This window comes from Oscillatoria sp. FACHB-1407 (assembly GCF_014697545.1).
GTDB lineage: Bacteria > Cyanobacteriota > Cyanobacteriia > Elainellales > Elainellaceae > FACHB-1407.
On sequence record NZ_JACJSA010000003.1, the window covers coordinates 115,222 to 140,733 of the forward strand.

The window sequence follows — 25,512 nt, forward strand, 5'->3', positions numbered from 1 at the left end:
CCTGATTTATTTGCGGGGTTTTTATGAGTATGAATACTACTTTTTCGATAGCAGCATTCACAACTCTACTAAGAATTGCTATATCAGTTGATTGAGATTAGATACTGATTCTTTGAAAACAAAATCAGTGCTATTTGTGCATGATAATAAAATTATTCTCCGATTAGCTTTCCTTAATAATTTCTATTGGAATCTCTCCCCAAAGCTAATAATGGTAGTAGGTTTAAAGCTGTTTTAGAAAATATGAATCTAAAGACAAAATTAACTTTAGTTGCTAATTATTGCATTCTTCTTTGTTAAGAAACTGTCACGATCAAGATTGCTACGGATAAAAAATATCACTGGTTTCAAATTTTTGTTATGCGTCATTCCATTCTAGAAGTTTGTAATTTATCGGTTGATTTTCGGACTGAACATGAGATTGTTCGGGCGGTTAAAGAAATTTCATTTGATTTGTTAGCCGGGGAAACATTAGCGATCGTCGGTGAATCTGGCTCCGGAAAGTCGGTCACTTCTCTCGCCATGATGGGGTTGTTGCCAAACTCAGCCATCACCCAAGGAGAAATTCTATTTCGCCGTTCTCCAGGCTCCGAGCCAGCGGTGAACCTGCTGAGTCTGCCAGCAGATGAGCGGCGCAGTTATCGGGGTGGCGTGATCTCGATGATCTTTCAGGAGCCGATGACCTCTCTGAACCCCGTTCTGACCTGCGGTTCTCAGGTGATGGAAGCCATTTTGTTGCACAGTGAAGTGTCGCGAGACGAGGCGTATAAACGAGCGGTTGATCTGTTTCGTGAGGTCAAGCTGCCCGACCCTGAAGGCATGATGAATCGCTATCCACACCAATTGTCGGGTGGGCAGATTCAGCGGGTGATGATTGCCATGGCGTTGAGTGGCAATCCTGCTATTTTGATTGCGGACGAGCCGACCACGGCACTGGATGTGACGATTCAGGCAACGATTTTGGAGTTGCTCAAGGAAATTCGCGATCGCCGCCAGATGGCAATTCTGTTCATCACGCATGACATGGGTGTAGTGTCAGAGATTGCCGATCGCGTGGTCGTTATGTATCGCGGCAAAATTGTCGAAATTGCCCCCGTTTACGACTTGTTTGCCAATCCACAACACGCCTACACCAAAGGATTGCTCTCCTGTCGCCCTACCCCTCAGCAATCGCTCAACCGTCTGCCGACCGTGACCGACTTCATGCAGGTCACCACCAATGCGGCGGGCGAAACGGAGGTTAATCCTCAACCTGTGAATTTGGTAGAAAACAATCCTCGCTTTGCCCCTGTCTCCATTGAGGAGCGGGAATTGCACTCACGGCAACTGTTGCAACAACAACCGTTACTCTCAGTTCGTCAACTGACTAAAGCCTTTCCCATTCGTCGGGGGTTGTGGGGGCGAAGCTCTGAGATTCGGGCGGTGGATGATGTCAGCTTTGATGTTTACCCCGGTGAAACCTTGGGCTTGGTCGGTGAATCAGGCTGCGGCAAGTCAACCCTGAGCCGATTGCTGTTGCGTCTGATTGAGCCAACATCGGGTCAGGTTATGTTTGATGGCAAATCGGTGTTGCAGATGGACGCGGCACAGATGCGGCGATTGCGGCGGGAGATGCAGATTGTCTTCCAAAACCCCTTTGGCTCCATGGATGCCCGCCAGAGTATTGGTTCTGCCCTGGTGGAACCAATGGTGATTCACCGTATTGGTGGATCTTCGGAAGAACGGCGACAACGGGCGATCGCGCTGTTAGAACGGGTGGGCTTGAGTGCCAATGCAATGGAGCGGATGCCGCATGAGTTTTCGGGTGGACAGCGGCAACGGATCTGCATTGCTCGTACATTAGCGTGTCAACCGCGATTTATCATCTGTGATGAATCCGTCTCTGCCCTTGATGTCTCCGTTCAAGCGCAAGTGCTGAACCTGCTCAAAGATCTGCAAGCAGACTTTGGCTTGACCTACATTTTTATCTCTCACGACTTGAGCGTAGTGAAGTTTGTCAGCGATCGCATCATGGTAATGAATCGAGGTCGCATCGAGGAGATCGACACGGCGGAATCGGTTTATAACCGTCCGCAAAAAGACTACACCCGGCAACTGATTCAAGCCATCCCCAATGCCACCCTGGATGACATTCAAGAGCGGCAATCCCATCGTTTGATATATGCGGATTAGGTAAGGCGTGGGGTAGAAGGTAAGAGGGGCAATTGTTAATCGTCAATTGTCACTTGTTAATCGTCAATTGTTCCTAGCATCAACTCGGTAGTGTTTCAGATCTGTTGCTACTAACCCCCGGCTGTCGCCGTCCCCCTTACCAAGGGGAACTACAGGGGGTCTTACAGAGGTTATTAACAGGTTTGGAACACCACCCTACTGACTATTGACTACTGACTACTGACCACTGACCACTGACTACTGACTACTGACCACTGACTACTGACCATTGACTACTGACTACTGACTACTGACCATTGACTACTGACTATTGACCATTGACTACTGACTACTGACCACTGACTACTGACCCCTGACCCTTAACCCCTTACCCCTGTTAGCCATCAACGAATGACTACTCGCCTTAGAACCCCAAAAATTCCCTGGAAACTCTGGCTAGGAATTGCGATCGCCTCATTGCTTCTCTTGCTGACGTTCTTGCAATCACCTGCCCCTGCCCAATCCGTCACCAACCTGACGGCTCGCATTACCCGTCTAGAGTCTGAAAATAGTGGGTTGCGATCGCGGGTGAGCCGATTGGAGTCACAGTTATCACGAGTTGGCAATGCCGTTGGAGTGCGAGTCCCCCAACCCCCGGCAGAGCAAGGACCCGTTCGCGGGGAATTATCCTCTGATCCGATGTTTGACCGCTTAGCCACACTGGCGATCGAACAGCGAGAGCGAATGGATCGGTTGGAGGCACGATTGAGTGCGTTAGAGGCGGGACGGGAATAAGGAAGAGAGAAGATAGAAGAAAGAAAAAAGAAGGGAGAAAAACTTACAGATCTTGCTTCCAAAAGGGAGCTTGGAAATGGAGTGACGAAGGCTCTGCCTCCTAGATCAACCCATTAGATGAAGCTCCGCAGTTTTGGCGGTTGAAACCGCAGCTACAAGAGCAAAACCGACCTACGTCGGGTCGGCAAACCCTTAATCTTTCAGAGTCCGCGTCGGCGGACTTGGCTCAAATAGCTGCGAATTCATTCGCCAGATTCTTAAGCCGAATTGACGTTTGATTAGCTCCTGGCTTCATTGAATTCCTTAATTGTTTCTCCTCCTTTAGCCCTTATCCCTCATCCGTCGTACGCTATCTTTTCTGGTACGCAGTAATCTTAATACCAGGAATCCGTACACCAGACCTGATTCCAAATTAGTTAGATTGGAGAAAAATACCCAAAAATAAGGGGAAGATGTAATGGCAGGGCAATTGTTACTCGTCGATGATGAACCCGGTTTGCGGCAAGCCGTACAAGCCTATTTAGAAGACAGCGGCTTCACGGTTCATGTCGCCAGCAACGCCCATGACGGTTGGAATTTGCTGCAAAAAACCTCACCCGATCTGGTCATCTCGGACATCATGATGCCGCAAGTGGATGGCTACCAATTTCTCAAGCAATTACGGGACGACCCGCGATATCAGTCGTTGCCTGTCATCTTTTTAACGGCACGGGGTATGACCTCCGATCGCATCCAGGGGTACAAGTCTGGTTGCGATGCCTATCTTTCAAAGCCATTCGACCCCGATGAGTTGGTCGCGATCGTCGAGAGTCTGCTAGAGCGGCGATCGGCAGTGACCAAGCCCATTACGGATGGTGAAACCCCTGATATTGCTGACATGGCGCGGCAGATTGCCGAAATTCGTGGAATTTTGATGCAGCGTGGAGCGATCGCCCCAACCCCAGCCCCGATTCAACTCGACCTGACTCCGCGTGAGCAGAGCGTTTTGAAGCTGGTCGCAGAAGGGCTGATGAATAAGGAAATTGCTCGTCGGCTCGAAACCAGCGTCCGCAACGTCGAGAAGTACGTCAGCCGTTTATTCAGCAAAACAGGCACCAACAGCCGCACTGAGCTAGTGCGCTACGCCCTGGAACACGGTTTAACGCAATAAAATTCAATACTTTTTGCAACAGGGATGGCAGAAGGCGATCGTTTTGAGTACACTTTTGAGCAACTTGTACTCAATTTTTGCCGTCTGTTCTGACTAATTCGCTTGCGATCGCCATCCTTCGTTGTTACTATCCCCATGAAATTCCATCGCCTCCTTGCTCTTACTCTGTTAACCACGATTGGTTTGACAACTCCAGCCCTGGCTGAAGATTTGGAGCGGGTCTATCAACTCACCTCAACTCGTGAGTGTCCCGCCTGTGATTTGAGTCGCGCTAGTTTTGTCCTGTCGGATTTATCAGAAACGAACCTGGCAGGAGCAAACCTCGCTGAAGCCAATCTCAATCGCACCAATCTGACAAACGCAAACCTGGCAGGAGCAAACCTTTCGAGAGCGATTTTGTTTAACGCCAATTTGACTGGAGCAGATCTGCGGGGGGCAGACCTGCGGGGGGCAGACCTGCGCGAGGCATACCTGACCGGAGCTAACCTGGATGGAGCCTTATTGGATGGAGCAAACCTGTTGGGAGCGGTAGGCTTGCCACAGACGATCGCTACCCCAGAGCAGATGTATGTTTGGGGTTTAGCGGAATATCAACGCGAAAACTTTAGAGGGGCAATTAATTATTACAATCAGGCACTTAATGCAAAACCTGACTTTGCCCATGCTCTCTTGGCGCGAGGTGTCTCGCGATTTCGGATGCGGGACTTCAACGGCGCACTGCAAGATGCCAGAAGTGCTGAACAGCTTTATTTAACCCAGAGCAACCCAGAGGGACACCAAATCTCAGGTCAATTTATTGCCGGAATCGAAGCTCTGCAAGAAGCCCAGGCACAAGGCGATCGCCGCGCATCAGGTGCAGGGGGCGGAAACTTTATGAACTTCCTGGGTTCAATTACAGGTCTATTGTTCCGATTCTTGTTTTAGGACTGAGGGTTGAGGACTGAGGACTGAGTCAGATAAATCCTTAATGGTCATGGTTGATAGTGATGAGGGGTGGGAATTGGGTCTATCTCTACTCCCCATCCACCATCCACGTATCTACCCCTTCCTGCCCGTTCTTTTTCTCTTATCCTTCATCCTTTATCCCTTATCTCTACTCCCTTCCTCCCCCGAATGCTCTGCCAATAGATGCCCCCCACGATCGCCAGGAACAGCACATAATCGATCGCCTGGGCTAAATAGAGCGTCTGAGTGTAGCCAAAAAAGGCTTTGAGAATTACCCCCGGGAACTGGCGATCGGGCAAGATGCCGCTGAGATTCCACACCTGCGGTCCTAAAATGCAAGATCCAGTTGAGTTGGGACAGATGTTAGCCCACGCAGGCTCGACTTGAGCCAGTAGGTGAATCGCGCTGTCAAAATGGCGCAATGCCGAGACGACTAACCCGGACACAATCAGCAGTAGCAACACTCCCATGACCTGAAAGAATCGACGGAGGTTGATTTTGACGCCCAGTTGGAACAGGGCAATGCCAATCCCGACGGCACCGACCAATCCGGCGATCGCTCCGGCTACGGGCAACCACCCCGACTGAAACTGAGCCGCGATAAATAGCACCGTCTCAAACCCTTCACGCAGAACGGCGATCGCGATTAGCCCAAATACGCCCCATCCCGCCCCATCTCCTTTGAGAGCACCCGTTACGGCTTCCTCAACGCCAGCTTTGAGGGCACGAGCTTGCTGTGTCATCCAGATCAGCATCCAGCTTAGGAGGGCGATCGCGGCAACACTAAACCCACCTTCAAACAACTGTTTGACAACAGGCGCATACTGCTGACTCGCGTCTTCGAGCCATCGCATCAACAGCAGGAAGATCACCCCAACTAACACACTGGCTCCCACCCCAACGCCAATGCCGCTATAAACCCAGGGATTCAAGCGGCGTTGCCCAGCTTTTTGCAGATATGCCAACACAATTCCCACGACCAGAGCCGCTTCGACCCCTTCACGCAGGGTAATGACAAAGGTTGGAAAAGCTGCCGCAATGTCCATAGGGGTTCAATTTACGATTCTTAAACGCTTGCTTAAACTTATGGTAGCGACTCCAGGCAACGATTTCAGGAATGGCTCGACAAACTCAGCAGGCAATCTTGCAGCAAAAATGAGCCGAACCTCACGAGTGGTTGTGAGAGCGATCGCTGATCCAAATCTTGAATTTGTAGGGGCATTTCGCGAAACGCCTGTACAGCAGTGGTCAGGTTTTGAGAATATTTGCATTCAGTAACACCCATTAGCATTCAACTGTAGTCACAGTTGCTGTGTGAAAGCGTTATCCATGCCACGATGGAATGCTATCTAACGTCAATAACTGTGACCGAATCAATGTCTATTTCCCGTCGATCGTTACTCAAATTTTCTGGATTTCTGGGCGGTGCAGCCCTTGCCACAGGTTTAGGAGCCTTCAAAACTCCCCTCGCTCAAGCTCAAACTGCCCCTCCAAATCCAACGCTGATCATGCAACTGGACTGGGTTTTTAATGTGCAATTTGCGGGGTTGCTCCTGGCAGATCACCTGGGGCTTTATACGGCTAAAGGGGTCAACGTTGTGATCAAACCCTGGGAATCCAACGTTGTTGTGCCTGAAGTGGTAGCAGCCAACCCACTTACCATTGGCTGTGCTGAGCAGAATTTGATTTTAGAGGCACAGGCACAGGGAGTGCCACTCAAGGCGATCGCCACGATGTTTCAAGCCTCTCCCTATGCTCTAATGACCATGCCCGACAGTGGCATCACCACGCTAGAAGGGTTAGTGGGCAAGCGGGTCGGCATCCACGTCGATGGGGTCAAGATCATGGAACTGATCAAAGGCGTCAGCAATTTAGCAGCCGATGCAATTGAGGTGGTTGAGATCCCCTATGAAAACAAGCTCGATCGCTTGATTAGCGGTGAATTTGACGCAATTCAGTGTTATGCCGTCGATGAGCCTGTCGGCTTTGCCCGTCGCGTGGGGCAAGCTCCTCTGCTTATCCCTGTTGACGAATATGGCTATCGTGCTTATGCTCAGGTTTTCTTTGCAACCGATGCGCTGCTCCAGCAATATCCCACGCAAGTCGAAGCCTTTTTAGCGGCTAGCTTTGAGGGATGGCAGATGGCTCTGGCAGACATTCCCGGAACGGCGCGTTTGATTGCTGAGAAGTACGCTGCACCTAACAGCAAGTACACCGATGTCGAATATCAAACTCAATCTCTGCGTCTGGTGGGCGAATACATTATGCGAGGGATCGACCCCGCGCAAATCGGTCAAATTGAGCCAGATCGGTGGATGGAAACGGCGGATTTGATGGTGCAATACGACATCATCGGCACTCGCCCCGATCCTCAAGATTCGCTGAATTTAAGTTTGTGGGGTACCGCCAGCACTTAAAGCGATCGCGATCGGCTGAAGCCCGACATTAACGTGGAATATTTTTACGACTTTCACGTTTAATCTTGCTTGACATTAGCACGGAATAAACTGTTACAATGTTATAGCTTCAGTCGATGGGGTGTCGCCAAGCGGTAAGGCAGCGGGTTTTGGTCCCGCCATTCCTAGGTTCGAATCCTAGCACCCCAGTTCTAAATCGATGAGAATTTCGTCATTTTCTACAGTCCTGACTCAATAGGAGTCAGTGTCACTGGAATTTGTCGATTGAGTTCTTGTTCCAGTCGATAGGCTTGATAGTCGTAAAGCAGTAGCTCCATCTTCCCCGGCAAGTTATCCATAAATGATCGCGCCTGTTCTAGACTGCAACCAGAAATATTTGCCAGGTCGTTGCCAATTGAGAGTAAAAAACTCTGGTTGAGGGGCTTTTGGGCTTCCAGTTGCCAGCGACGGGGTGGCATCATGTCGCCACGCTCGATGCACCGTAAGCCGTTGATGGAAGCCAAAACGATGAAGCGATCGCCCACCTGAAGTCGTCGATGTTCAGAGGGCATGAGATGATCAAACACATCCCCTTCGATTCGGGCTTCGCGCTGGTGAAAGATTGGTACGACGCCATAACCATATGCCACCTGTGAGATCAGTTTACCGGAGAGCGTATCGTCCGCTGAGACGCGATATTCCGTTACCAGAATGGTCTGTTCGTTGAGTCGAAACAGTCCCAAAATATTTTCTCCAAAAGCGGCTCCGGCAAATGCTTCGGCTGCCAGTCCGTATGCCGCCAGAATCTTAGCATCGGGGAGTAAGTCGATCAGATTATCGCTAAAGCGTTGACCATAGCTGCGAACGACTAACTCAATGGTGCGGTTGAGCTTGTTGGCATTCTCTCGCGCCATCAATGCCATTTCTAAATTGAGCATCTGGTCATCCGTCACTAGAATCAGGCTCTTTGCTGTTGCCAAGTTAACCTTGTCTAACTCGGCGATCGGATCACCGATAAACATCGGGATGTCATCCGGCAGATTAAGTGGATCGCGTTGCTCGGTAATGGCAACTACAGGCTGCTTAAACTCCCGCAACAGCGTGGCGACCCGTTGCCCCACACGCCCCATCCCGACGATCACCACATGGTTTTGCTTGGGAATCGGAGGACGTTTTTGCAAAAACTCAAAGCGTGAACTGAGCAAATTATCGGCGACTAGACTGACAACCCCCAGAACGAACAGCAAACTAATCAGGGTGATGAGCAAACTCACCAGTTGCACCCACCAGGGAACCGCATCATTTGCCAGTCCGCCGAACACATCTCCGTAACCTCCCAGGAGCAAAATTACAACGGTGGAAACGGCTTTTTGCCATGTCATGCCTGGGAGCGTGACCTTCAGCAAAATGGTGCCGATCGCCCCTAGTAGCAGTGCAATCAGCAATCCCAATGCCACTAACCGCCGAATTTGGCTTGCTTTAATCCACTGCCATGCTTGAGCAAAACGGCGTTTTATGCCACCACTGGAGAGGTCTTGGAGTTGCTTCCAGAGATGCTGAAACTGGCTCTCGTCCGGCTCTTCAGGGGAGTTGGAGTGAGTGTTGGTTGTGTTTTCGACGATTTCAACGTAGGCGATCGTATCTCCGGCTTGCACTCGCGTATCGGGTTGCCATTGATAAAAAGCCCGTCGGGTTAGGGGAGTGGCAGATTCACTGGCGGCACGATAGCTGAGGAGACGATAGCTCTTTTTGTTGAGCATCATGGCGGGAAACCCATCAAAGCGATAATCTCGTGGCTCTACTTGTTGTTCAACCACTTGTAGCCGACAATCGCCAATGTTAAAAAAGCCGAGAATATCTGCCTGTAAGCCTGCCAGAGCAAAAGCGTTTGCGGGTAGTTCGGTCGGTTCAAAAGCGACAAAGTTACCCAACTGGTGTTTGAGTAACTGATTCAAACTTTGCCGTGAGGAGCGAACCACCAGACGGATGTTGGGATTGAGCCGTCGAGCCGCGATCGCCGCTTCGATATTGTCGTTTTCGTTGTTTGTCACCAACAAAATCGCTCGACAGTCCTGAATTCCTGCCTTCAGCAACACTTCATCGTTGCGGCAGTCTCCAATAATCAGGTCGTCTGCCAATAAACTCGTTAAATTTTCAACTTCCCAGTCTTGAGGTTGTACCCGGTCGATCGCCCGAATGTGAACGTCAAACTCGCGCAGGGCAAATTTCTTTAAGTTCAACAGGCAATATTGCCCCAAACTGCCTAAACCGCAAATCAAGAATCGGTCAATCTGTTTACTTTCGGCAGGTTCACTGGCTTCTGTGGGTGGCGGTTCTGGTGGAGCAAGCAATTCTTCAGTGGATGGCTCCGCCGCAGGAGAGGGGGTTGTCTCTAGCAGATCTGCCAAATCAAGGGGATAGCTCCATAAAGGAACCGGATTGCCCAACGCATACCCAAACAGATTGATGGTGCGAATCGATTGTGGGTCGAGGGCGCGTACATACCGACTTAACAACTCGATCAAATAGCGACGATCTAACGGTTGGTCGGTGTAAAAGCCCACACTGAGACGACTGCCCTCGCGATCGACACTGACATTCACCCCCTCCGATTGCAACTGCTGGTTGAGCCAGGTCGCGATCGCTTGGGGATTGCCCAGTCTTGCTAATTCCAGTACGTCGGGTTGCCTCATGGTGGCAGGAGGTGGGGTTCAGACTAGTACAGTAAAAAATAAGTTTTGAAAGGGGTGAAGGGGTGAAACCCCTTCTTGGGGGCGAAGCCCCCAAACCCCCTACATTGAAGAACTTTGTGTTCGCAACACTAGGATGCGCGTTGCCACAGGCGAATCACTTCTGTCAGCGTATCGCGATCGGGGATTGGCGTAACTCCCGGTGGGTCGATCCGTGCGCCGGGAATGTTTTGGCTCCAGGGGCTACCAGGGACAGATCGCAGAGACGTGGAGCCATCCACCGGACGAAACCCGTACTGGACAAACACTGCCTGCTGTTCCGGTTGGGCTAAAAAGTCAAGAAAGCGGCGAGCCGCATCCGCCGTGCCACTATCTACGTTGCGACGGACGATCGCTCCTGTAGAGACGGTTTCAACGGTGGGGTCAATGTAATAGATCTGATAGGGTTGGCTCTGGGTTGTCGAGGATTGTTGCCAGCGATGGAGAGCAATGCTTTCATAGACGATCGCCACATCCGCATCGTTGGGGCCGCGTGTGATGAATTCTTGCAGCAACACGTCGGTCGAACGGGGAGGTTGATAGACCGATCGCTTCACTAACCCAAACAGAGAGGCGATCGCCGGATCATTATTCAAATTACCAGGACTGAGCGTACCGCCTGTTTTAGACTGTGCCCATAAACTCAAGGCTAACTGAGAACTATTAGAACGAGTCGGGTCAGTCATCACCAGGTCAAAACTACCGAAATCAAAGCCGTTGATGTCTCTCCAGTTGCCGATTTCCAAAGCTCGCTCTAACTTTCGCCACTGAAACTGCCCATCTGCAAACAAGAACTGACCCCGTTCTTCCCAGGCGATCGCCACGAGAACTGTTTTGGCAATGGGTCGTGGTGCATCATAAAACGCTTCATCGCCATTCTGGGCACGCCAGCGATCGCTCAACTCGGTAATTAAATCGCCACTCGCCGGAATCAACACCGTCGGCGTAAAGTCGTTTTTGTCATCAATGTAGTTGTTCACCACATCCTGAGAGCCTTGAAAGCGAAACTCCAGGTCAATTGATGGATTTTGTTGCTCAAACTTAGCTTCCAGTGTTGGCAAAACTTCCTGTAACTCAGTGCCACCAACCACGATGACTTTGCGCTGTAACCCCGGCACGGGGGCAAAGGTGATTGCCGACGCCAGGGCAATGATTCCCAGTGAAATCAGGAGCGATCGCCGTTTCATCCGTCGCTGCATCAGGGAACTCTGACCCGATGAGCGTGCCAGTTGCCCCCCTGAAAACAGTGAAGTCAGAAATGGACGTTGTTTTTGGTTCTGCTTCATGATGCGTTAAGTGTTGTCATCGTGAATTGTTGTGCTTTGTCAGTTGTCATGAGTCAAGTGTCAATCGTCAATTGTTCATTGCCCATGTCTCTCCATCAACCATTGACCATCAACCATCAACCATTAACCATCAACCATTAACCATCAACCATTAACCATTAACCATTGACCATTAACCATTGACCATTGACCATCAACCATCAACCATTAACCATCAACCATTGACCATTAACCATCAACCATTAACCATCAACCATTAACCATTGACCATTAACCATTGACCATTAACCATCAACCATCAACCATTAACCATTGACCATCAACCATTGACCATTAACCATCAACCATTGACCATTAACTATTCACCATTGCCACACCTCATTGCCCTCCACTGGATACCAACAAATCCACGTTTTCTTGAGTAGCTCTCAACTCATCGCTGAGCGATCGCAACTCCATCGCCTCGGTTACATTGGTCAGGTCTGCCGTTCGCAGTCGGTTTTGCAACGCTTGCAACACCCCTGCCGCATCGAGAATCAGAGTTGAAAGGCTAACTACCTGTGCCTGTCGAGCGTCCTGCCCCTGGCGTGCCAGTTGGATATTATGCTCCAGGCTTGCTTCCAGTTTTACCAGTTGGCTGCGGGCTGCTCCAGAACTGTGTTCTACCTTCGCTTCAACCTCCTGCAATTGCTGCTGCAACTCCGTCACCGATAACAGCGAGTCCGATCCGTGCATCCGACTCACCAGTTGGTCAATCTTGGCGGGTAACTCAGCTGTGCGATCGCAAGCATATTGTACGGTTGCTAGCAATTCGATCTGCCCAGAAGTCGTGAGTAAACGAGTTGCCTCCTCGCGAAACAGATTCGCCCGCTCTACCAGGGCGATCGCCTGTTGTCGCACCTCTTGCAATTCCCGTTCCAGTTCTGGGTTATCTAGTCCCAGTGTCTCCGGTTCTCTGGCTTTGAGCACCGCTGCCCCCACCGTTGCCACGACGATCGCCGTTGGCACCATCACCACCCGTGGCACATTCACCACCCGCACTCCCACAACCAGGGCGATCGCTCCAATCAAAACAGCAAACGGATAGTAGAGGGGGTTAGCAAGGGGCATAGGGAAGGATAAAGGATGAATGATAAAGGATAAGAGGCAAACAACAGAAGAGAAGAAGGATGAACGATAAAGGAAAAAAGCTGAAGACAGGTTTTATGCTTAGACGAGTTTTATCCTTCAGCCTTTATCCTTCAGCCTTTCCTAAAACTCTAGCTGCAAGTTTTCCAGGACACGAGAGATGGTATTGGGATCTCCGGCGGAATAGTAACCTCCTGTCACCGTTGCAATTTGCTCTAACACGGCTGGGTCAAATTCGCCCTCTTCACCATATCCCACTGTAAAGAATGAGATGCGCTGGTCGCTGCCAAAGCCACTCCGCTCTAATTCAGCAATCAGTTGCTCTAACGGCATCGCCGACCCTGAATCAACTCCATCGGTTAGCAGCAATACCGCATTAATCGCATCGGGGCGGAGGTTCTGCACCAGCCAGTTACGACCATAGATGGCGGAGTCGTAGAGGGCTGTTCCCCCTTCGACCTGCAAACTGCTGATAAACTGCAATCCGCGATCGCGACCTTCTGGGGTGCCGTCAATCACAACTGGATCTCGAATCACCGAGTCAAAGTCAATTAGAGCAATGCGATCGTTAGCTCCCAGGCTGTTGATGTAGTTCTGCAAGGTATTCTGCACCGCAGGCATTTTGTTGTTTGACATTGAACCAGAGGAATCAACTACAACCACCACGAGAGAGGGCTTCTTGGCAATCTGCTCCCACGCTTGAATCATTGCCTCCGTCACCTCTGGTTGAGGTGGACGGTAGGAGTCATAGCGGGCTTGGGGGTCAACCCCAAACTCTGGGCTAAACTTTGCCCCCAGCGGCACCCCCGGCACTCCCGGTCGCAGCCCTAAATTAGTAGCAATCTGCTGGGTTTCTGGCGTTTGCAAAAAGGCGAGAATTTGCTCTGCGGCGGCACGTTCGTTGTCGCTGACCCATGGAGCGGCAGGCAAAATAGCCCGCATATTAGAGGTAAAGGTCGCCTTAGGATAAATCGCCTCAAAACGTTGCTGTCCTGCTTGCAATGAAGTGTTTGCCGCAATCACCGAAGACTCATACACTGATCCAACCGATGCCCAAAACGGTCCATTTTGCACCATTGCCTCTGCCAGGGAATTGGTGGAAACGCCATAGCGCGTGATTTTCTGTTGAATCGCCTTGATCTCATCGGTGTGTTGGCTGATATCTGCTGCGGTCAGCTGCTCCGGTCGCTTCCCAGAAACGGCAGCATACTGAGCGACCAGCGTTTGCAATCCGGAGTTAGAGCGGGTTGGAGCCGTCTGCACGTAGTGAATTGTTAAGGCTGGACTCGTCGCATCCAAATCACGGTGGGTTTTGGCTGTAACTAGTGCTTTGAACAAGTCATCAACTTTGCGTAACCCTGGTGCAAGATCCGCCTGTGTCATAAACACCATGGGACTTGTAGCAAGCAGAGGAGCATCCGTGATTTGAGGAATGTAGTTTTGCCCTGGAAACAGTTGCTCCATACGGGCAAGTAACAGACTGTGATAGATTTCTCCATCTACTGAGAGCAGCGTTGGAAATGCTGGGTCATCCGCTGAGAGTGTTCCTGTTTTGAGTTGCTCGGCTAGAGACACCGTTCTCGTTACGACATCTCCGCTGCCTACAGCTTCACAAGTCATGTGAAATTGCTCACCATTTTCTAACTTGGGCTGCTGTTGATTAAATTGATTGGCAGATTGCTCACAAAAGTCGCCAAGAGCACTGCCGACTAACAGTTTGACTTCAAAGCCGGGAAGGTTACTGCCGCTATTATTGCCCCCGCAAGCGTTGAGCAAAACGACTAGACTGAATGCTGTGAACAGACAAGCGATAAACCGTCGTAGCCTAGAATTCATAGTTCGCTGGTGTTTGAATCTGAATCAGAGTAGCCTCTGAATGCCTTGAGAGAATGGACTGAGTTGAGGTGATGAGCAGCAGTCTCATTGGGTCGGTGCTGATGAAGCTAGCGATTCTAACCCTGATGGTCTTGTTTTCAACCTAGCTCAGAACCATTAAGGTGTCGTTAATGTGAGAAGACTGAGTCGCGATCGCCCCTCTACTTCGTGATTTCAACTTACCCATTTCCTATTCCGGAATAGCATCTATCAGGGATGTCACAACCCTTCATAAATGCGATGATTCAACCACCTTGGATTTTGAATCTCAAGAATCATTAATAAACCCTTAATAGTTGCTTATTCTTGGCTTAACTCTTTTAGTCAAATTGCCCTCCTAAGATACTGGCAACATCGGTATTTCTAAACAATCATGCCCCGGATTCAACTTGTAGTTTGTGATATGGCAGGCACCACTGTTCAAGATCAACAGGAGGTCGAGCGTTGCTTTCTTGCAGCTGCCGATCGCACTGGATTAGAGATTCGTTCTGAGCAACTACTTGCCATGATGGGGTTATCAAAAAAATGGGTATTTGAGACTCTCTGGGCAGAGCAGATTGGCTCTGATCATCCCAGTTATAACGCGCAAGTAGAAGCGTCATTTGCCCAATTCAAGACTTTATTAGAAGACCACTACAGTACGCAGCATGTCCTCCCAACGGAGGGGTGTCTGGAACTATTTACATGGCTTAAGCACCAGGGCATCAAAATTGCGTTGACCACGGGGTTTTATCGTCAAGTCACTAACATTATTTTGCAGCGGTTAGGGTGGCATGAAGGATTAAACGAAAACTATGTTGGCAATGAACAATCCATCATCCAGGCTTCCATCACTCCCTCAGAAATCTTTGCAGAAGAGGGTAGACCTGCCCCCTTCATGATTCAAAAAGCGATGTATCGATTGGGCATTACTGACTCTAAGTGTGTGGTCAATATTGGTGATACTCCTGCTGATTTAAAGTCAGGGATCAATGCCAACTGTCTCTTTTCGTGGGGAGTTACTAATGGCACGCATACCCGTGAACAGCTAGCAGAACATCCCAATGATGGTTTGTTTGACTCTCTGTTAGATATCCAGAAGAAGCTAACAAATCTCTCTTTGTGATCCAAGTGAAGCATTTGTCTTCTGAACCATCAGTCTTTTCTACCTTTTCATTCTTTTTATCCTTCATTTTTTATTGTTTATCCTTCATTTTTTATTGTTTATCCCTCTTTTATTGCTTCTATCTCTTTTCACGTTTCACTTTTCATCTTTCGTTCTTTTATGACCCACTCAGACGTAATCATTATTGGTGCTGGAATCGTTGGTTTAGCCCATGCGCTTGCGGCTGCCAAACGAGGTTTTAAGGTAGTGGTATTTGAGCGCAGCAGCTATGCGGTTGGTGCTTCAGTTCGCAATTTCGGCATGATTTGGCCCATTGGTCAGCCCGTCGGTCAACTGCGCGATCGCGCTCTGACGGCTCGTGCCATCTGGAAGGAAGTAGCAGCTCAAGCCAACTTTGCGATCGACCCCTGCGGTTCGCTGCATTTAGCCTACCGCCCTGATGAAATGGTGGTTTTAGAAGAGTTTGTGGCGACAACCCCGATCGAGGATGGTTCGTTGCGGTTATTAACAGCGGCGGAGGTGGCAGACAAAAGCCCTGCGGCGGTGACGAATGGGCTATTGGGGGCACTGTGGAGTGCAACGGAAATGACCGTTGACCCCAGAGAGGCAATTCGCAAGTTGCCTCCGTTTTTGGCACAAACCTATGGAGTGGAGTTCCACTTTGACACCGCAGTTACGGCAATCGAGCACCCCAAGGTGATGGCGGGAGGCAAAGTCTGGACAGGCGATCGCATCTTTGTCTGTAGTGGAGCTGATTTTGAAACCCTCTATCCGGCTCTCTACGCCACTAGCGGCATGACCAAAGTCAAGCTGCAAATGATGCGGACGGCTCCCCAGTCAAATCATTGGCGATTGGGTCCATCGCTGTGTGGCGGGTTAACCCTGACCCACTACGCTTCCTTTGCCCATTGCCCCTCCCTGCCCACCCTCAAAACCCGCATTGAGACGGAAACGCCTCACTTTCCCAAATGGGGAATTCACGTCATGGTGTCTCAAAATGCTAGCGGCGAACTGGTCATTGGGGATTCCCATGAATACGGCTTGACTCACGACCCCTTTGATCGGTCAGAGATTAACCAGTACATTCTTGATTATCTGCATGGGTTTGCTCAGGCACCCTCCTTTGAGATTGCCGAAACCTGGCATGGCATTTATGCCAAACTACCGGGAAAAACAGAGTGGATTGCCCACCCTCAAGCGGGTGTAACGGTGGTGAATGCCCTCAGTGGAGCCGGGATGACGCTGTCATTTGGCTTAGCCGAAGAGGTAATGGAGGTAGAGCCTCAGGCAGGTAGAGGGTAAAGGGCACCTCTCTCATGAGGAGGTCTGGAGTTTAATCTTGATTTCGGCTTTATAGCGACTGTCGAGACAGTTCATACAAAGGGGTGTGAGCCGGAGTTCCACCCCCGCACCCCGTCCTGACCAATCCCTCGGTTGCTATAGATGGAACTATAAAGTGTGATCAATATCGCAGGCGCAGCTGTGATTTGAGATTAGGATAAGCTCAGGGTGAAATTTCTCACGGCGGAAACTGAGTAGAGAATGGTGAAGCTAAGTTTAGCCTTAGCGGGTTTCCCGATAAACTGGCAAAAGAACGACTAGGCTAATCGATACCGCACCTGTTTTGCTGAGTAGCGGCCCTCCGATTGGATTCCGGGCATTCTGGTTTTGCTTTGTCAAAGCTACAGTTTGCCAAAACGGCTGCTCGTACTTGCCCTGCTGCGGTCAGATATTTGAATGGAGATCAGCAACGTTCACCGAGACATAACGCTTGACGGGCTATTTGAGGGATTGTTTGAGAGTTCCTCTGACCTGATGGCGATCGCCCAGTTCAACGGCTCTCTAAAGTTGGTGAACCCGGCATGGAAGGCATTCTTTGGCAGTCACAGCTTGCATGATCAAGCGATTCACAATGTCGTCCACCCGCAAGATCAAGCCACAGTCATCATGGCGTTTCAAACCCTGGCATCCGGGCGATCGCCTGCTCCTTTTGAGGCGCGGTGTCAGAGCCAGGATCGTGCTTATCGCTGGTTTTCGTGGACTGTGGTGCCGATTCCAGGACGGGCGATCGCCTGTAGCATTGCCCGTGACATCACTCCCTATAAAGATATTGAAAATCAGACCACTCAAGCCCTGCAACAAGAGAAGGAGTTAAACAAGCTCAAGTCTAAATTTATTTCCATGGTGTCTCATGAGTTTCGCAATCCCCTGAGCACGATTTTGTGCTCGACTGAGTTGTTGGAATATTACGGGGCGCAATGGCCACGGGAAACGCAACAGATTCGTCTGAATCGGATCAAGGGTGCCGTTCGTCATATGAGCCAACTGTTGAGTGATGTGCTGACGATTGGCAGAGCTGAATCGGGAAAGCTGTCATTTCGTCCAAGCCCGTGTGATGTAGAGCGGTTTTGCCGCGAGTTAATAGAAGAGGTGCAATCGAGTATTGGGTTGCAGCATGTGTTGAACCTGATGGTGCAGGGATATCGCCATCCTGTTGCTGCTGATAAACATCTGTTGCGTCATATTCTGACCAATCTGCTCTCCAATGCCATCAAATATTCACCGGAAGGTAGCCCTATCTATGTCGAAGTCACCTGCACAGCCGAGCAGCTGATTTTGTGTGTTCAGGATTCTGGAATCGGCATTCCCCCGCAGGATCAAGAGCAACTGTTTACGGCATTTCATCGAGGCAGCAATGTTGGCTCCATCAGTGGAACGGGGTTAGGTTTGGCGATCGTCAAACAATGCGTGGAGTTGCACGGTGGCTCTATTACCTGTTCCAGCGAATTAGGTCAGGGCACTCAATTCATCGTGACACTGGCAATTGCCAACTCCAGCTATAGCAACGCATTGAGCATTTGAACGAGTGGATCGCGCTGATTTAGCTTAATTTGAGCATAGATCTCCACAAGCTCGGCAGCAATGCGGGCTTCGATTTCGGCGGCTTCCTGGCGGGATTTGCACTGATGCCTGAATTCAGGACGGCTGGGCGATAACAGAGTCGTCGCAATGTCTTCAAACAACCGTTCATCAAAGGGGGAGTACAGAGGGCGATGCGAAGCGGTTCCCCCCTGGGAGGAATCGCCACTCCTGTCATAGGCACGAGCCTTGATTTGCTCTTTGGCTCTGTGCTTGACAAACACTCTCATCGGATAGGCGCGGCTAGTTGGCTCCATAAGGTCGCTTTCCACACAAATACATGCTTTTATCCACACGCTTTGCAGCCAATCACAACTCTCTGCGATCGCTGAAAAAAGGGGTATTGCTTCAGCCAGGGCTATCGGCTATACCCAATTACGGTCCCTGATTTGCGCCAGGTCGAGCCGCGTTTTGCTGCTCAGAATACATGGCTCGCAACACCAACGCTGGGTCAACCCAGTTCTCATCGTATTTCAAGCCCCAGTGCAGGTGTGGACCTGTGGTGCGCCCGGTCATGCCAACCCGCCCAATGCGTTGCCCAGCGAGAACGGTTTGCCCTTCCCAAATTTGGATGCCACCCTCGCGGTCTATCATAAACCGTCCGTTGCGATCAGAAGCAACATGTCCCTGCATATGGCAGTAAATATGTAGCCAGTTGCCCGATTCTACAACAACGGAAGTACCACAATTACTATTGTCTGACACTTCGACAACAGTCCCAGCCCACCAGTTGCGAATGTAGCTGCCTTCAGGAGCCGCCAAATCTAAACCGTAGTGAAATTCTTGAGTGTAGCCCCCCGTAGGGGAACGGCGATAGCCAAAGGGTGAGGTATAGGTTTGGAAGTTTTCGACTGGAAAAGAAGCCCCTACCCACTCATTGACGGCTAATTGGCTCGGGTCAACTTGAGTTGGAGCGGTGTTGGGTGACCCCTGATCGATGGCTAAGGCGAGGGGCGATCGCTGGACGGTAGGGGTTGGGCGTGCCTGTTGGGGCGACATTGGGGGAGGAGTGACCTGGGTTGGAGGCGCAGCGGCAGGCGATCGCTCAATCGTCTCTGGTGCTACCCCTAACATCTTTTGGTGAGTTTCAAAAATCACGAAGCAGGTTAAAGCGACACCTGCTGTCAACAGCATTTTGCCAAAACGAATTTTTTTGTTGTGCATCATGACGACTTAGGGAAACACTCCACCCCTCACAGTTCCAGGACGCTATTGCGTTCAGCTACAAACATACTCAAAGATAACTAATACACCAAGTTTGTATTGAATTGTTCAAAGGAATTCACTATTTTTTTGCATTTATAGCGGTATCTGCCTGGGTGAAGTACAAGGTGTGGGGACATTGCCCCTCCATTTACAGCGGTAAGTGCAGCGTAAAACAACTGCCTTGACCAACCGTAGATGTCACTGTAATGCTGCCCTGATGCAGATGAGCCAGTTTTTGCGCTAACACCAGCCCTAACCCTGTCCCTTCATATTTGCGACTGAGTCCGCTATCCAATTGTTGAAATGCTTGAAACAATTTGAGTTGGTCATCGGGTGAGATGCCAATGCCCGTGTCAGTCACGGCAAAGTGTAACGTGCGATCGCTTTGAGTGACATCCAGGCGCACGGACCCAGCCTCGGTAAACTTGACCGCATTGGATAGCAAATTAAACAAAATTTGTCTGAGGCGGCGTTTGTCTGCTTTGCAGGTTGAAACCGTTGGATCGAGTGTGAAACCGACCTGTAGCCCCCGATTATGGGCAATTTCTGAGATCATGCTGATGCAGGCTTCACAGATTTCTTTGACGTAAACGGTTTCAAACAGTAAATCCTCTTTGCCCGCCTCAATCTTGGATAAGTCTAACAAATCGTTAATCAGGTCTAGCAGGTGTTGTCCACACGACTGGACTCCTTGCACATACTGTCGTTGTTTGTCGTTTAGTGAGCCAAAAACCTCCTTTAATAACAGGCTTGAAAATCCCAAAATGCCGGTTAGCGGAGTTCTTAACTCATGACTCATGTGGGTCAAAAATTCACTTTTGGCACGATTTGCCGTCTCAGAAATTTGCTTTTCTCGTTCTAATTCCTGAGTTCGTTTCTGGACGAGTTGCTCCAGGTACTCATAACTTTGAGCATTGGTGAGGGCGATCGCAGTCTGGTCGGCGATGCGCTCCAGTAAATGAATTTCAGCATCTGTAAAGGTGCGGGGAGTGTGCGTCATCAGCACCAAACCCCCAAACATTTCATTGCGAATGATAATCGGCACTCTTAAGAGAGACACAATTTGAGCGTCGATAATTTTTTGTAATCGCTCTGGCGGATGGGGCAAGTTTTGATAGTCGGGGGCGTGCAAGACGTTACGGATCCACAAGGGCGAGTCGGGATCGAGCACATCAGCCCACTGGGCAATCGGAAATTGGGCGTGTTGCAGGGTGTACGCATCTTCCGTGGCTCGCCACTCGCAAACAATTTTGAAGTATTCTGTGTCGAACGAGGTGAGATGTACGCGATCGACCTGAAAGCATTCCCCTGTCAGGCGGACAATCTTTTGCAAGATGTAATCAACATCCAGGCTGGAGTTCAAGGCTCGATGGATCTGATTCAGCAACTGTTCTTGCTCTGCCTGTTGCCGAATCTGCTCATTAGCAGCCTGCTGTTGTCGTCGTAAATCAAATTCGGTGAGCGATCGCGCCAACACCATCGGCAACCGAAACAGACGGTCTTTTAACACATAGTCTGTCATTCCTGCCTTAATGCACTCGACAGCCGCCTCTTCACCCAATGTGCCTGTGACGAGAATAAAGGGGATGTCTTGTTTAGACTGACGCACCAGATCGAGGGTTTTGTAAGCCGTAAACCCCGGCAGTCGATAGTCAGACAACACCACGTCATAACAGTGCGATCGCAACAATTGCTCGATCGCTAGCACCGTATCCGCCACATCATAGGAGAAATCGACTCCAGCTTGTTCTAAAGCCAACACCAGCAACTCCACATCAAACATAGAGTCCTCGACAATGAGTAACCGTAGGGATGAGGATGTTGACATCGATGTAGCGGAACACGCTTCCATAACCATGCGGCTATTGCCGGACGTGATTGGTCAATTTCAACAGAGGACAAAAAGGGAGTGAAGGTAAGGGCAGGGGTGAAACCCGTGCCTGCGAGCAAGAACAACCCTGCCCCTTTGGTCTTACCATTCTGACAGTTGCATAACAGTATCATTAGGTTACTAAATCATAACAACCGCAAATGCCCACGGATTTTGTATCCGATTGGGTGAAGAACTCGCAACTCAGGCATCACACCTGATTTAAGGTGAAATAAAAGGTGGCTCCCTGGTTGACCTGGCTCTCTGCCCAAATGGAGCCACTGTGACGCTGCACGATGCGCTGGACGATCGCCAACCCGATACCTGTGCCCTCAAACTCATGTTGTGAGTGCAACCGCTGAAACGCCTCAAACAGTTGATTGGCGTATTCCATGGGAAACCCTACCCCATTGTCCTTAATAAAAATAGCTCCTTCGACCGTAGTGCCAATCTTAATTTGAGCAGGGTGGCGATCGCGACTAAATTTGACCGCATTGCTAATCAGGTTGCTAAAGACCTGTTGGAGCAGGGTGCCGTCCCCCTCAACCGTTGGCAAATTCCCAATCTGATATTCGATTGAGCAGTCATCCTCAGGAGAGTGGAGATCAATTGCATGGTTCACTAACTGGCGCAGGTCAACCGGATGCCTTTCCATCTTGTGTCGCCCCACTCGTGACAGGGTCAGCAACCCGTCAATCAGTAATGCCATCCGGTGAGTGCTGCTGTCAATATTGTTGAGGTAGTGGGTTACTTTGGGTGCGACCTGCTCGCCTCGCTCTAGCTGTTGCCGCAACGCACTGACAAAACCACGAATGTGTCGTAGAGGCGCACGCAAGTCGTGAGACACCGAATAGGAAAAGGAATCCAGTTCGCGATTGGTTTGCTCTAGTTCAAGGGTTTGTCGCCAGAGTGTCTGGCGCACCTCGACTAACTCTGTAATATCGCGAGAGGCACCGATCAGAGCGTAAACCTCACCACTGAAGCGTTTTAAGGGAATTTTAAAAGTGTCGAGATAGGGAGTGCCCGTCACCACCGCATACTTTTCCTGGAAGTGTAACGTCTCCCCCGTGGTAAATACTACCTCGTTTTGCTCGGCAAAAGCAGCGGCAATTTCCGCCGAAAAACACTCAAAAATCGTCTTGCCTTCGACCTCATGCCGACTGTGAACGCCGATCGCCTGTGCCAGTGCGTCATTGCAAAATTGCATCCGCATATCATCTCGATTGACCACAAAGATGTAATCGGGCAGAGCATTAATAAAGGTGAGCAATTCTGCGGTGCGTTGCTCGACTAATACCTCTAGATTGCGGTTCTGCCGTTCTAATTGCTCATTGAGTTGACGAATCTCGTATTCTGCCTGGGTGCGATCGCTGACATCCCGACAATTCACCACCACGCCTGCAATCCTCGGTTCACTCAGTTGGTTGCTGCCCACACACTCTAGAATTGCCCAAGACCCATCGACTCGCTGAAAGCGAATCTCAACTTTGACCGGGGCGTCGGGTTGTTGTACAGCGGTGTAAAAAGCAGCTTGTGTCCGGGGGATATCCTCCGGATGAATCAACTCAAAGGCACTGCGCCCAATCAACTCTTCTGGGGCATAGCCTAAAATTGCTTTGACGGAGGGACTGACGTAGGTGCGGTTGCCATCAACGCCGACAACCACAATCATGTCTGAAGAATGCTGTACCAGAGCGCGAAATTGTGCTTCTCGTCGAGTCAATGCCGTTTCTGTTTGCTGCCGCTCTGCTTCACTGCGTTTGCGATCGCTGATATCGCGAATAATCGCTAACACATCCTTTGTGCCACAGGCAACAATGCGGGCTTCAAAATCTTGAACGCGATCGGTGTCGTCCAATCGATATTCGTAGACTTGTACCTCCTGCGTTGTCAGGGCTTGCCGAATATATTGCACAGCCGTTTGAGCAATCTCAGTCGGTAAAACGTCCTCCAGGCGTTTGCCTAAAATCTCTGGCATTGGCTTAAACGCCTTGATCGCCTTCGACTCTAAAATGTCGAGGTAAACTCCATCTTGACTCAAGCGAACCATCAAGTCCGGGATGGCGTTAAGTATTGCAGCTTGAGTGACTTTAGAGCCATTGTGAGTGGGTGATGCCACAATGGGCAGAACTCTAAACAACTCCCAGGTGAGGTAGGTTAAAATCCCTGCTGCTCCTGCCTGAACGAGTCCCACAATCCAGCTAAATGGATATTCTAATGTCCAGAGTTCTAAAATATGAGCCGTGCTCCAGGTGGCGAGAAACACCCCGAATAAACTGAGGATCTTGGCAAAAGGCAGATTTTGCTGCTGGCGTAAGGAGAGTAGAAGCAGTGGAATGGAGTAGCCCGCCAGAACGATCACTGTGTCTGAAATCGTTTGTAGCCAGACAAGGACAGTTTTCCAGCGATCGTCGTATCCCTGGGGTGGGACACTCGTCGCATCGAGTAACGTGGTTAAGAGCTCCAGCACGGGTTCTCTCATGTTGTCTTTTGCCTGTTGGCATTCATCCTTGGCTTATCGCCAACTGTACAAGCACCCAACCATCAACGATATGACAACTGACGATTGATAACTGACGATTGACGACGGACAAATCACGCTTGACTTCCAACCTTACGCTTTGTTGCGGAACTGCCATGCCAGTTCTAGTAATTTGACCCACCGCTTTTGTACCTGTTTAGGGGTGCAATTGAGGGCTTTGGCGATCTCTTCATCCGTACGCTGAGCCAGGGGGCGATCGCTCGCTTGCAGTCCCTTGAGGGATAACAATCGTTGCTGCTCTGGGGTGAGTTGCGCCAAAAAGGCTTCCCACTGTTGCTGCGGCATCCCTAAGTTTTGGTCAACATCAGCACCCAGCCATTGATGCACCAGTTGCCAGCGATGTGACCGAGCAAACTTCTCAACGTGATACTTAAACCGTTGTTGCAGATAGTCACGCTGACGAGCGGTCAGTCCTAAAATTTCATCAATTTCGGGCACCGACAAATCTTGCAGTTTTAACGTTAAGTAATCAACGCAATCAGACTGACCCTGAGATTCCAGATACTGCACTAACTCGTTAATGACGCGATCGCGCAACACCGACTCCGAGGGATCAACCGCATCCGTCACCATCTGTTCGCGCACCTGTTGTGCCAGGGGCGATCGATTCTGCAATTCAGCTTCTTCGCTCTTGGCAGATTCCATCGCCATCTCGATATCCATTGCGGTTTCGACGGGTTGGCGACGGGCAAATCCCTGGGCTCGCAACACAATCAACTGTTGACTGCGGCGACCGGGCAACGTGATGCGGCGTTTGGCATAGTGCTCTGTGAATGCCATATATTCCGCCAGTTCCAACCGGGTTTTGGGCGTATAGCTATCGGGCAATTCGTTTTCCCGACGAAACGCTTTCATCACCTCAATGTAGAAGCTTTGCAAGAAGTCTTCGATCAAGTTATAACGAGCTTGAAACCCAAGTTGTGCGCGGCTAGAGGCAACATGGCGGTAGACCATGGCACTCAGGCTGCTGTGTAAATCGACCCTGCCTCGGCGAGAACCGAGCTTGTAGTAGGCTAAACATTTTTGCTGACGATGCCGTGCTAGCGTGATTTGCCAGTTTTGAACCTGCCCTGATGTTTGAATGCGATCGCTCTTAATACAAATCCGAATCACTTCTGCGGCAAGGCGTTGTGCTACCACAGTCATGCTCGCGGTGCTATCGGGCAACTCTGTGCGAAATTCACCCAACAGAAATTGGGTCAGTTTGTCGCGTTGAAGCAGTGTCTGAGCCTCGGTGGCAGCGCAAGTGTCGGCTGCATTGGAGGAGGTGTTATGGTCACTATGGCTTGATCCGGGTGGATTTAAGGGTTCGACGTTCATGGTGGGTAGAGCACAGGGTAGAGGTAGAGACAGCCTGGAAGGAAACCGGGGAAACTGAGGACGGAGTCAACATCATCAACATGAGCCTTTGTAAT

The 25,512-nt window shown here is 50.2% G+C and carries 19 protein-coding genes and 1 tRNA gene; 10 read left to right on the forward strand and 10 right to left on the reverse strand.

Annotated elements, in window-relative coordinates:
* The first annotated feature begins 360 nt into the window (after positions 1-360).
* The 4 genes from H6G89_RS06415 (at position 361) to H6G89_RS06430 (ending at position 5,020) form a co-directional block, all read left to right on the forward strand.
* On the forward strand, positions 361-2,172 hold the full coding sequence (locus tag H6G89_RS06415) for an ABC transporter ATP-binding protein (RefSeq protein WP_190504483.1): 1,812 nt from the start codon (positions 361-363) through the stop codon (positions 2,170-2,172).
* Positions 2,173-2,562: 390 nt separating this feature from the next.
* Positions 2,563-2,946: a hypothetical protein gene (locus H6G89_RS06420; protein WP_190504484.1), complete on the forward strand. Its 384-nt coding sequence runs from the start codon at positions 2,563-2,565 to the stop codon at positions 2,944-2,946.
* Between the two features lie 457 nt (positions 2,947-3,403).
* Entirely contained in the window at positions 3,404-4,096 is a 693-nt protein-coding gene (locus H6G89_RS06425; RefSeq protein WP_190504485.1) for a response regulator transcription factor, read from the forward strand.
* Between the two features lie 135 nt (positions 4,097-4,231).
* Positions 4,232-5,020 carry a pentapeptide repeat-containing protein gene (locus H6G89_RS06430; protein WP_190504486.1) on the forward strand — a complete coding sequence of 263 codons (789 nt, stop codon included), beginning with the start codon at positions 4,232-4,234 and terminating at the stop codon, positions 5,018-5,020.
* A 149-nt stretch (positions 5,021-5,169) separates the two neighbouring features.
* On the opposite strand, the gene H6G89_RS06435 is transcribed toward H6G89_RS06430, so the two are convergent.
* On the reverse strand, positions 5,170-6,087 hold the full coding sequence (locus tag H6G89_RS06435; RefSeq protein ID WP_190504487.1) for an FTR1 family iron permease: 918 nt from the start codon (positions 6,085-6,087) through the stop codon (positions 5,170-5,172).
* A gap of 40 nt (positions 6,088-6,127) precedes the next feature.
* On the opposite strand from H6G89_RS06435, the gene H6G89_RS06440 reads away from it, so the two are divergent.
* The 3 genes from H6G89_RS06440 (at position 6,128) to H6G89_RS06450 (ending at position 7,647) form a co-directional block, all read left to right on the forward strand.
* On the forward strand, positions 6,128-6,319 hold the full coding sequence (locus tag H6G89_RS06440) for a hypothetical protein (protein WP_190504488.1): 192 nt from the start codon (positions 6,128-6,130) through the stop codon (positions 6,317-6,319).
* A gap of 98 nt (positions 6,320-6,417) precedes the next feature.
* Positions 6,418-7,458, forward strand: a complete 1,041-nt coding sequence (locus tag H6G89_RS06445) for an ABC transporter substrate-binding protein (RefSeq protein ID WP_190504489.1) — start codon at positions 6,418-6,420, stop codon at positions 7,456-7,458.
* Between the two features lie 117 nt (positions 7,459-7,575).
* Positions 7,576-7,647: transfer RNA gene (locus H6G89_RS06450), tRNA-Gln, on the forward strand.
* 29 nt (positions 7,648-7,676) lie between these two features.
* Here the strand turns inward: H6G89_RS06450 and H6G89_RS06455 are convergent.
* From H6G89_RS06455 to H6G89_RS06470, 4 genes are all read right to left on the reverse strand, one after another.
* On the reverse strand, positions 7,677-10,130 hold the full coding sequence (locus H6G89_RS06455) for a potassium channel family protein (protein ID WP_190504490.1): 2,454 nt from the start codon (positions 10,128-10,130) through the stop codon (positions 7,677-7,679).
* A 128-nt stretch (positions 10,131-10,258) separates the two neighbouring features.
* Positions 10,259-11,452 (reverse strand): substrate-binding domain-containing protein, encoded by a 1,194-nt coding sequence (locus H6G89_RS06460; protein ID WP_242059845.1) that lies wholly within the window; start codon positions 11,450-11,452, stop codon positions 10,259-10,261.
* A gap of 378 nt (positions 11,453-11,830) precedes the next feature.
* Complete coding sequence (locus H6G89_RS06465) at positions 11,831-12,562, reverse strand: hypothetical protein (RefSeq protein WP_190504491.1); 732 nt, start codon at positions 12,560-12,562, stop codon at positions 11,831-11,833.
* A 141-nt stretch (positions 12,563-12,703) separates the two neighbouring features.
* Entirely contained in the window at positions 12,704-14,416 is a 1,713-nt protein-coding gene (locus tag H6G89_RS06470; RefSeq protein ID WP_190504492.1) for a VWA domain-containing protein, read from the reverse strand.
* 412 nt (positions 14,417-14,828) lie between these two features.
* On the opposite strand from H6G89_RS06470, the gene H6G89_RS06475 reads away from it, so the two are divergent.
* The 3 genes from H6G89_RS06475 (at position 14,829) to H6G89_RS06485 (ending at position 18,422) form a co-directional block, all read left to right on the forward strand.
* Complete coding sequence (locus H6G89_RS06475) at positions 14,829-15,560, forward strand: HAD hydrolase-like protein (RefSeq protein ID WP_190504493.1); 732 nt, start codon at positions 14,829-14,831, stop codon at positions 15,558-15,560.
* A gap of 159 nt (positions 15,561-15,719) precedes the next feature.
* The gene (locus H6G89_RS06480) at positions 15,720-16,862 is read left to right on the forward strand and encodes a TIGR03364 family FAD-dependent oxidoreductase (RefSeq protein WP_190504494.1); all 1,143 of its coding nucleotides are present in this window, start codon (positions 15,720-15,722) and stop codon (positions 16,860-16,862) included.
* Between the two features lie 435 nt (positions 16,863-17,297).
* Complete coding sequence (locus H6G89_RS06485; protein ID WP_190504495.1) at positions 17,298-18,422, forward strand: PAS domain-containing sensor histidine kinase; 1,125 nt, start codon at positions 17,298-17,300, stop codon at positions 18,420-18,422.
* Here H6G89_RS06485 and H6G89_RS06490 read toward each other — a convergent pair.
* From H6G89_RS06490 to H6G89_RS06510, 5 genes are all read right to left on the reverse strand, one after another.
* The gene (locus tag H6G89_RS06490; RefSeq protein ID WP_190504496.1) at positions 18,398-18,736 is read right to left on the reverse strand and encodes a hypothetical protein; all 339 of its coding nucleotides are present in this window, start codon (positions 18,734-18,736) and stop codon (positions 18,398-18,400) included. The genes H6G89_RS06485 and H6G89_RS06490 overlap by 25 nt on opposite strands.
* 118 nt (positions 18,737-18,854) lie before the next feature.
* Entirely contained in the window at positions 18,855-19,646 is a 792-nt protein-coding gene (locus H6G89_RS06495) for a M23 family metallopeptidase (RefSeq protein ID WP_309229664.1), read from the reverse strand.
* 187 nt (positions 19,647-19,833) lie between these two features.
* Positions 19,834-21,513, reverse strand: coding sequence for a hybrid sensor histidine kinase/response regulator (locus H6G89_RS06500; protein WP_199336566.1), 1,680 nt, complete (start codon positions 21,511-21,513; stop codon positions 19,834-19,836).
* Positions 21,514-21,766: 253 nt separating this feature from the next.
* A complete protein-coding gene (locus H6G89_RS06505) occupies positions 21,767-24,037 on the reverse strand; it encodes a PAS domain-containing sensor histidine kinase (RefSeq protein WP_190504498.1) in 2,271 nt (756 codons plus the stop codon).
* A 132-nt stretch (positions 24,038-24,169) separates the two neighbouring features.
* A complete protein-coding gene (locus H6G89_RS06510) occupies positions 24,170-25,417 on the reverse strand; it encodes a HetZ-related protein (RefSeq protein WP_190504499.1) in 1,248 nt (415 codons plus the stop codon).
* Between the last annotated feature and the right edge of the window lie 95 nt (positions 25,418-25,512).

Bases quoted from the DNA above. Each gene is read 5' to 3' on its own strand.
- H6G89_RS06415 (WP_190504483.1), top strand. From the start codon at position 361: ATGCGTCATTCCATTCTAGAAGTTTGTAATTTATCGGTTGATTTTCGG.
- H6G89_RS06420 (WP_190504484.1), top strand. From the start codon at position 2,563: ATGACTACTCGCCTTAGAACCCCAAAAATTCCCTGGAAACTCTGGCTA.
- H6G89_RS06425 (WP_190504485.1), top strand. From the start codon at position 3,404: ATGGCAGGGCAATTGTTACTCGTCGATGATGAACCCGGTTTGCGGCAA.
- H6G89_RS06430 (WP_190504486.1), top strand. From the start codon at position 4,232: ATGAAATTCCATCGCCTCCTTGCTCTTACTCTGTTAACCACGATTGGT.
- H6G89_RS06435 (WP_190504487.1), bottom strand. From the start codon at position 6,087: ATGGACATTGCGGCAGCTTTTCCAACCTTTGTCATTACCCTGCGTGAA.
- H6G89_RS06440 (WP_190504488.1), top strand. From the start codon at position 6,128: ATGGTAGCGACTCCAGGCAACGATTTCAGGAATGGCTCGACAAACTCA.
- H6G89_RS06445 (WP_190504489.1), top strand. From the start codon at position 6,418: ATGTCTATTTCCCGTCGATCGTTACTCAAATTTTCTGGATTTCTGGGC.
- H6G89_RS06455 (WP_190504490.1), bottom strand. From the start codon at position 10,130: ATGAGGCAACCCGACGTACTGGAATTAGCAAGACTGGGCAATCCCCAA.
- H6G89_RS06460 (WP_242059845.1), bottom strand. From the start codon at position 11,452: ATGAAGCAGAACCAAAAACAACGTCCATTTCTGACTTCACTGTTTTCA.
- H6G89_RS06465 (WP_190504491.1), bottom strand. From the start codon at position 12,562: ATGCCCCTTGCTAACCCCCTCTACTATCCGTTTGCTGTTTTGATTGGA.
- H6G89_RS06470 (WP_190504492.1), bottom strand. From the start codon at position 14,416: ATGAATTCTAGGCTACGACGGTTTATCGCTTGTCTGTTCACAGCATTC.
- H6G89_RS06475 (WP_190504493.1), top strand. From the start codon at position 14,829: ATGCCCCGGATTCAACTTGTAGTTTGTGATATGGCAGGCACCACTGTT.
- H6G89_RS06480 (WP_190504494.1), top strand. From the start codon at position 15,720: ATGACCCACTCAGACGTAATCATTATTGGTGCTGGAATCGTTGGTTTA.
- H6G89_RS06485 (WP_190504495.1), top strand. From the start codon at position 17,298: ATGGAGATCAGCAACGTTCACCGAGACATAACGCTTGACGGGCTATTT.
- H6G89_RS06490 (WP_190504496.1), bottom strand. From the start codon at position 18,736: ATGGAGCCAACTAGCCGCGCCTATCCGATGAGAGTGTTTGTCAAGCAC.
- H6G89_RS06495 (WP_309229664.1), bottom strand. From the start codon at position 19,646: ATGATGCACAACAAAAAAATTCGTTTTGGCAAAATGCTGTTGACAGCA.
- H6G89_RS06500 (WP_199336566.1), bottom strand. From the start codon at position 21,513: ATGTCAACATCCTCATCCCTACGGTTACTCATTGTCGAGGACTCTATG.
- H6G89_RS06505 (WP_190504498.1), bottom strand. From the start codon at position 24,037: ATGAGAGAACCCGTGCTGGAGCTCTTAACCACGTTACTCGATGCGACG.
- H6G89_RS06510 (WP_190504499.1), bottom strand. From the start codon at position 25,417: ATGAACGTCGAACCCTTAAATCCACCCGGATCAAGCCATAGTGACCAT.